This is a genomic window from Mycolicibacter heraklionensis (assembly GCF_001021505.1).
Lineage (GTDB): Bacteria > Actinomycetota > Actinomycetes > Mycobacteriales > Mycobacteriaceae > Mycobacterium > Mycobacterium heraklionense.
On the sequence record NZ_LDPO01000032.1, the window covers coordinates 20,340 to 28,124 of the forward strand.

6 protein-coding genes are annotated in these 7,785 nt (G+C 68.1%); all 6 read left to right on the forward strand.

All coding sequences use genetic code 11. From position 1 onward, the window contains the following. Positions 1-56: 56 nt before the first annotated feature. The 6 genes from ABW16_RS22410 (at position 57) to ABW16_RS22435 (ending at position 7,608) form a co-directional block, all read left to right on the forward strand. Positions 57-878, forward strand: coding sequence for a class I SAM-dependent methyltransferase (locus ABW16_RS22410; protein WP_047321409.1), 822 nt, complete (start codon positions 57-59; stop codon positions 876-878). Between the two features lie 92 nt (positions 879-970). Next, positions 971-1,588, forward strand: coding sequence for a TetR/AcrR family transcriptional regulator (locus ABW16_RS22415; protein WP_047321410.1), 618 nt, complete (start codon positions 971-973; stop codon positions 1,586-1,588). Beyond that, positions 1,581-2,645: a DUF1214 domain-containing protein gene (locus ABW16_RS22420; protein WP_047321411.1), complete on the forward strand. Its 1,065-nt coding sequence runs from the start codon at positions 1,581-1,583 to the stop codon at positions 2,643-2,645. Before ABW16_RS22415 ends, ABW16_RS22420 begins: the two co-directional genes overlap by 8 nt. Beyond that, the gene (locus ABW16_RS22425) at positions 2,642-3,889 is read left to right on the forward strand and encodes a sulfotransferase family protein (RefSeq protein ID WP_047321412.1); all 1,248 of its coding nucleotides are present in this window, start codon (positions 2,642-2,644) and stop codon (positions 3,887-3,889) included. Before ABW16_RS22420 ends, ABW16_RS22425 begins: the two co-directional genes overlap by 4 nt. Positions 3,890-3,899: 10 nt before the next feature. After that, positions 3,900-4,961, forward strand: a complete 1,062-nt coding sequence (locus ABW16_RS22430; protein ID WP_047321416.1) for a zinc-binding dehydrogenase — start codon at positions 3,900-3,902, stop codon at positions 4,959-4,961. Positions 4,962-5,040: 79 nt separating this feature from the next. Beyond that, the gene (locus tag ABW16_RS22435) at positions 5,041-7,608 is read left to right on the forward strand and encodes a multicopper oxidase domain-containing protein (protein WP_047321413.1); all 2,568 of its coding nucleotides are present in this window, start codon (positions 5,041-5,043) and stop codon (positions 7,606-7,608) included. The last annotated feature ends 177 nt before the right edge of the window (positions 7,609-7,785 follow it).

Genomic DNA, 7,785 nt, shown 5'->3' on the forward strand with positions numbered 1-7,785 from the left:
CCGACCGGCGTTCAGCTCCGCGCGGCTTTTCCGCGACCGCGCTAGCGTGGATTGGCATGACCGATGACAAGGCACGGGTGGACCTGAGCGGCGCGCCGCAGACCATGCTGGCGACGCTGTACGCCAAGGCGCTGGACGCCGATCTGCCCGAACCCATCCTGGGGGATCGCTACGCCAAGGAAGTGGTCGAACGCATCGACTACGACTGGAGCAAGACCACCATCACCGCGGCTCGGTCGCCCTCGGTGACCACCCGCTCGGCGCATTTCGACCACTGGGCCCGCCGGTTCCTGGCGACCAACCCCAATGCCGTGGTGCTGCACGTGGGCTGTGGGCTCGACGCCCGATACTTCCGGCTGCAGCCGGGCGACGGAGTCGACTGGTACGACATCGACTATCCGGACGTCGCCGACCTGCGCCGGCAACTACTTCCCGAGCGAGACCACAACCACGTGGTGGCGGCGTCGGTCACCGACCCGGCGTGGTTCGCCGAAATCCCCGCCGACCGTCCGACCTTGATGCTCGGCGAAGGCCTGACCATGTACCTCACCGAATCCGACGGCGTCGCGTTGCTACGCCGGGTGGTCGAGCACGCCCCGAGCGGGGAGTTGCAGTTCGACGCCTTCAACCGGTTGGGCATCAAGACCCAGTGGGCCAACGCCGTGGTACGCCGCTCCGGGGCGACGCTGCAGTGGGGGATCAATGAGCCCCGCGAGATTCTGGCCGCGGTCCCGGGTACGCGGCTGTTGGAGTGGGTGCGCTGGTTCGAGTCGGACACCTACTCCGAACTTCCCCGTCGCTACCGGGCGCTGGGCAAGGCGATGTCGCTGATTCCGGCGGTGGCGAACATGTCGCAGTACCACCGCTACGCGTTCTGAGCTGCGCAGTCGGGGCGTCCGCAACACCGTTGACTAATTACGTTACGTAATGTAATTGTTTAGGGCGTGAGTCGCCGACAGCGGATGCCACAGTGACGGCAAGCCCGGACCAGGCCCCGGCCGGTCGCGGACGCCCGCGCGATCCCCGCACCGAGCAGGCCATCACCCAGGCCACCCGCCGGCTGCTGGCCCAAGACGGCTACGACCAGGTGTCCATCGAGGCGATCGCCCGCGAGGCGGACGTCAGCCGCCCCACCGTCTACCGGCGCTGGCCGTCGAAGACGCATCTGGTGTTCGACGCGGTCTTCGGTGCCGCCGAGGTCGGCGACGTGCTCACCAGCTCGGGTGACTTCGAGGCCGACCTGCGCCAATTCGTCGCCGGCGTGTTCGAGTTCTGGCGCTCACCGGAGGTGGCTGCCGCGGCGTTGGGCATCCTGGCCGATCGTCACCGTGACCCGGAACTGTTCATCCGCACCCAACAGCTGCTTGACGAAACCACCCGTACCGCGTTCGCCGCGCTGGTCCGCGCCGGCATCGAGCAAGGCGTGCTCAACGCCGACGTCGATGTCGAGATTGCCTACGACGCACTGGTGGGCACCAGTTTCTACATCGCCCAAGTCTTGGCCACCGACACCGTCGACGCCGCCGCCGACAGGCTGTGTTCCCTACTGCTGCAGGGAATGAGAAAGAAGGAGAACCGGGATGAGTGACGAGTTGTCCGTCGCATTCGGCGACTTGCTCGACGAGGTCCGTGCCGTCGAGCAGCGCCTGCTCAACGCCGATCCGCCGCTGGAGGAGGCCGACGTCCTCGACGGTTACCGATGGGCGCTGAGCCTGCTGCGCGTCGCCGCCGAGGCCTACATCTGGGGAGATGCGGACAAGCCGATCCTGGTCGACGTGATCGGCCCCTACCTCAAATGGGGCGGCGACAATTCAGATGCCTTCTACCAGCTGGCGCCGATCGACCCGAGCCGCAGCTACCGGGTCACCGGCAAGCGCGGCGACGCGGTCTATCTGTCCATGACCGTCTACGGCGGCCCCGATGACGGCCGCTACAGCGACCGCATCATCGACACCATCAACGACCGCGACCTCGGTTGCGACGCCGAAGGAAACTTCGAATTCATCATCAGTGCCCAAGAACAGCAGGGCAATTGGCTCAAACTGGAGCCCGACGCCGTGTTCATCCTCACCCGCGACTACCTCACCGACCCCGGCACCGATCGGCGGGTGCAGTGGAAGATCGAGGCGCTTGATGACACTCCGCGGCGCCCCGACAGCCGGGCCGACCTGAGCCGGCGAATGCGCGCGGCGCGGACCTGGATTCGTGAGCAGGCCGCCATGGCGCCCGTGCGACTGCCGGCCAACGTGCTTCAGGATCCGTATCCCGTGCCGAGTCGCACGGTGGGCTGGGCGGCCGGTGATGCCGCCTATTCGATGGGCGCCTACGAACTGCAGCCCGGCCAGGCGCTGGTCATCGAAGGAACCTCACCGAAGTGCGTGTTCTGGAATCTGTGCCTGTGGAACCCGTTCCTGCACACCTACGACTACACCCGCGAACGGGTCACGATCAACGGCGCGCACGTCACCTACCGGCCCGACGGGTCCTGGCAGATCGTGATCAGCGAAACCGATCCCGGGCATCCGAACTGGGTGTCGACCGCGGGCCGGTCGAAAGGCCTGATCTGGCTGCGCTGGTTCCTGCCCGAGGCCACCCCCGACCCGCTGAGCTGCCGGGTCGTCGACGTCGCAGAGCTGGCCTCGTGAGCGCCGCCACTCGTCCGGGCGCGATCCGGCTCAACGACCTTGCCAATCCGGTCTATCCCGAGGCCGCCCGCCCGATGCGCGAAGGCCTGGCCGGCTACGGCGCCGTCCTGCAACTCACACCGGAGGCCCTACTGCAGGCCGCGGCCGACCGAACGGGCCTGCACAACTGGGGCGACAACGGCTTTCGTGAGCGCCTCGACGTACTGTGCCGGTCGCTGGTCGAGGAGGCCGACCTGTCCGGCGTCGGGCGGGCGATGGCGTTCGAACAACTGGCGGGACACCTGGTCAACCGGCTTCGGCTGGAAGATCTGATCGCGGCGAACCCCGAGATCGAGAGCGTCGAGATCGAGCGCCCGATCATCATCTGCGGACTGCCGCGCACCGGCACCACCCACCTGCACAACCTGATCGCCGCCGACCCGGCGCTGCGGTACCTGCCGTACTGGGAGAGCATGGAACCGGTTGCCACTCCGGGCGAGCCCGATCCGCAGGCCAGACGCGACCGCTGTGCCGTCGGTTTGGATCTGATCAACACCTCGATGCCCGAGTTCAAGCGCATGCACGACATGACCGTCGACCACGCGCATGAAGAGATCCAGCTGCTGGGCAACGACATCTCGGGAATGCTGTTCGAATGTAGCTATTTCGTCCCGACATTCGCGCAGCACTACAAGACACACGATCAGAGCGCGTCGTACGCCTATATGAAGCGCACCCTGCAAGCCCTGCAATGGCTGCGCGGCGGCACTCGCTGGGTGCTCAAATCGCCACAGCATCTGGAGCAGTTCCCGGCGCTGTATGCCACTTTCCCCGATGCCACTTTCGTTGTCACCCATCGTGATCCGGTCGAAGTGACCCGGTCGATGGCAACCATGATCAGCTACGCAGCGCGCATGGGCTGCGACCATCCCGACCCGGTCAAGATCTCGAAGTATTGGCTGGATCGGGCCGACGACCTGCTCACCGGATGCCTGCGTGACCGCGACGTGCTGCCGGCGGCACAGTCCGTCGACGTGCGGTTCGAGGACTTCATGGCAGATGAGGACGGGACCGTCGCTGCCATCTACGAGCTCGCGGACCAGCCACTCGACACCCGGGCGAAGGAAGCGATGACGCAGTTCTGCATTGATCACCCACGCGGGCGCTACGGCGCGGTCGACTACCAGCCGGCCGATCTCGGACTGGACGCAGACGAGATCGCAAATCGCTTGCGCGACTATCGAAACCGCTTCGTCGCCGACTAACGGGAGAATGATGAATCAACCGATCACCGCTGACGCCTGGGTCGCCACCGAACTCGGGGACCCGGCCAAAGTGCTGGCCCGTCAGAGCGTGGAGGTGCGCGCGCCCGGACCCGGCGAAATCCGAGTCGCGGTCAACGCCTTCTGCCTCAATTTCAACGACATCGACATCATCGGTGGCCGCTACACCACGCTGCCACTGCAACCGCCGTTCGTGCCCGGCATGGAGACGGTCGGGGTCGTGGAAAGTGCCGGGCAGGGTGCTGAACATCTCATCGGCCGGCGCATCGTCGGCATCCCGGTGATGGCGTTCGGTGGCTACGCCTCGTATGCGATCGTGGACGCGGCGACCGCGCTGGACCTGCCGGACTGGGTCAGCGACGTCGACGGTGCGGCCCTGCACTACCCGTTCCACCTGGGCTGGTTCGCGCTGCGGGAGCGCGGCCGCCTGAAACCGGGCGAGACCCTGCTGGTGCACGCCGCCGCCGGCGGCACCGGGTCCGGCGCGTTGGTGCTCGGTAAAGCGCTGGGCGCCCGGGTGATCGCCACCGCCGGCAGCGACGAGAAGGTCGAGTTCTGCAAGGAACTCGGTGCCGACCACGCGATCAACTACCGCAACGGCGACTGGGTCGAGCAGGTCGTGGAACTGACCTACGGCCGGGGTGTCGACGTCGCGTTCGACGCGGTCGGCGGGGACGTGGCGGTGCAGACCTTCCGCGCCATGGGCCTGAACGGCCGGTATCTGATGGCGGGATTCGCCCAGGACATCGCCTTGGAGGACGGCGACTATCTCTCGCCACGGCCCATCGCCTACAGCAACTTCGACGTGTGCGGGGTATGCCTGGTCTACGTCAACGACCCGGTGGCAATCCGCCGCACGCTGGGCTTCAACTGGCCGGCCCGCTCCGAGGGGCTGGACGCCCACGCGAAGATCCTGGAGATGCTGCGCACCGGCAAGATCCGCACCGTCGTCGGCGCAGAGGTGCCCTGGACCGAACTGCCGAATGCCTTGGAGCGCATGGCCGCTCGTCAAACCACTGGCCGCCTGGTGGTCACCACCGACCGACCCCGGTAGCACGCCGGGATCAAACCGACGGCTTTCGATGTCTAAGGTCACTTCCGACTAGACGCGCGGCCACCGTAGCCTGGCGAACATGATTCCGTTGGGGCCACCGCCGGCGCCGGTCGTCAAGCCCCGCCGCCGGGGCGGACCGCGCGGGCCGGTATTCCTCGGCGCCAACATCGTGGTGCTGGGCTGGCTGGCCGTCGCGGTGGTGCTGCTCGCCGCGCACAACGTCGTTGCGCACCCGATCTGGCTGCCGGTCCACGCGTTGCTGCTCGGTGCCGCCACCAATGCGATCGTGATCTGGTCGGGACACTTCACCACCACACTGTGCCGGGTTCCCGACCCGCCGCAGTGGCACCTGGTGGCCAAGCTGGCACTGCTCAACGCCGCCGTGATCGCGACCCTGGCCGGGGTGGCCTTCAACGCCGAAGCGCTGTCCGGGGCCGGGGGCACAGCCGTGGCCGTGGTCGCGGTCGCTCACGGCGCCGAGTTGATCGCGATGAAGAAGTCTGCCCTGTCAGCGCGTTTCGACTACCTGGTCGGTTTCTATCTGGCCGCGATCGCAGCGCTGCTGGCCGGATCGGCGACCGGTGCTGCGATGGCCGTCGGTGTGGCCCGTTGGTATGCGCGATTGTGGACCACCCACGTGCACGTGATGCTCTACGGCTGGATCGGGCTGACCGTGATGGGCACGCTGTTCACCTTGTGGCCCACCACGATCCGCGAGAAGATCACCCCGCGCAGCTTTGCGATGGCTCGCCGCGCGCTGCCGACGCTGACGGCAGGTCTGGCCGCCGCCGCCGTCGGCCTGCTCGCCGGCAGCTGGTGGCTGACGGCCGCGGGTCTGCTGGGCTACGCGGTCGGAGTCGGCCTTTCCATCGCGGGATTGTGGCCCGGCCGCAGCTTCACCGGACCCGCGGCCTGGATGCTGGTCGGCGCGACACTCTGGCTCGGAATCGCCGTCGTGGTCGAGACGACCCGTCTGATCGCGGCCCGCTCCGTCGAGGTGTTGCCCGCATTGGTGGAGCACACTCTGCTCCCGCTGCTGGCGGTGGGCTTCGTCGCCCAGATCCTGCTGGGTGCGTTGAGTCAGTTGCTGCCGATCCTGGTGGCCAACGGTCCGCCGGTCCGCAAGGCCGTCATCGGCTATCTGGACCAGGGCTGGCAGGCCCGGGTGTGCGCGATCAACCTTGCCGTGCCGCTGGTGGCCGGGCCGTGGCGGGCACCGCTGCCGTTGATCGGCTGGGCGTTGGCCGCCGTTGCGGTCGCAAGCTTCGTGCTGCTGGCCCTGCGGCTTGCGATACCGGTGGCACTGCGCGGCCCGCTGGACATCGACGCGATCACGCCCCATCCCCGGGCGATCACCGGGGCCGTCGCCGTCGCCGCGGTAGCCGCGGTCGCAGTGGCGCTGGGGATGGGCGGCTCCGCACCCTCGGGGGCCGCCGGCGTCACCGGTGCGGCACGCACCATCGACGTCACGCTGAAGGACATGCGGTTCTCCCCGGACGTGATCGACGTGCCGGCCGGGACCCGGCTGGTGCTGCGGGTCACCAACGCCGACGGATTGCCGCACGACCTGCACGTCGACACCGGCGAGCACACCCCGCGGCTGAGCCGCGGCCAGACCGCGCTGCTGGATCTCGGTGCGGTGCAACAGGACCGAGAGGCGTGGTGCGACGTACCCGGTCACCGGGCCGCCGGCATGAAGATGACGATCCATGCGGTCGGCGGCGTCCCGCGTCATCAGCACACCGGTGGCGGTCAGAGCGGCTCGTCCACGCCCACGGTCCTGGATCTGGCCGCCGATCCGTCGCCGGGCTGGACGCCACGCGACGCGGTGCTGGCTCCAGCCGCCCCGGGTGTGCATCGGCTGGAACTGCGCGCCGTCGACCGGGAACTGGAGACCGCCCCCGGCCGCCGCGAGATCCGGTGGACCTTCGGCGGCGTCGAGCCGGCACCGACGCTGCACGGCCGGGTCGGGGACACCTTCGAGATCACCCTGATCAACGACGCGAGCATGGGCCACGGCATCGACTTTCATGCCGGAGCGCTCGCCCCGGACCAGCCGATGCGCACCTTGGCGCCGGGGGAGCGGCTGGTTTACCGCTTCACGGCGCACCGGGCCGGCGCCTGGCTCTATCACTGCAGTACACCGCCGATGACGCTGCACATCGCCAACGGCATGTACGGGGCGGTGATCATCGACCCGCCCGGATTGCCGGCGGTGGACCGGGAATACGCCCTGGTCGGCGCCCAGCTCTACGCGGGCCCGCCGGATTCCGACGCCAAGACCACCGCGATCCGCGCCGGTCAGCCCGACGGCTGGATGTTCAACGGCACCGCGGCCCAGTACATGCACGCCCCGCTGCCGGCTCACACCGGCGAACGGGTACGGGTCTGGGTGGTCAACGCCGGCCCGGGTGACGCGATCGCATTCCACGTCGTCGGGACCCAGTTCGACACCGTCTACAAAGAGGGCGCCTGGCTGCTGCGGCCCCCCGGCGGTTCGGGGGGTTCCCAGGCCCTCGACCTGGCGCCCGCCCAGGGCGGCTTCGTCGAGATGACCTTCCCCGAACCCGGCCACTACCCGTTCATGGATCACGACATGCGGCACGCCGAGAACGGGGCGCACGGTGTTTTCGAAGTGACGGGGTAGCGGAGCTCAATAGAACACGCCGAGTGTGCGGTTTCATAGGTGACAAGCCGCCTGGATTCAGGCGGTCGCTGCAACAAATGTGGACGGGTCTGACAGTAGTCGGTCGAGTTCTTCGGCGGGGGTTCGCCAGCCGAGTCGTTTGCGGGGTCGGCCGTTGAGTTCGGCGGCGACTTGGTC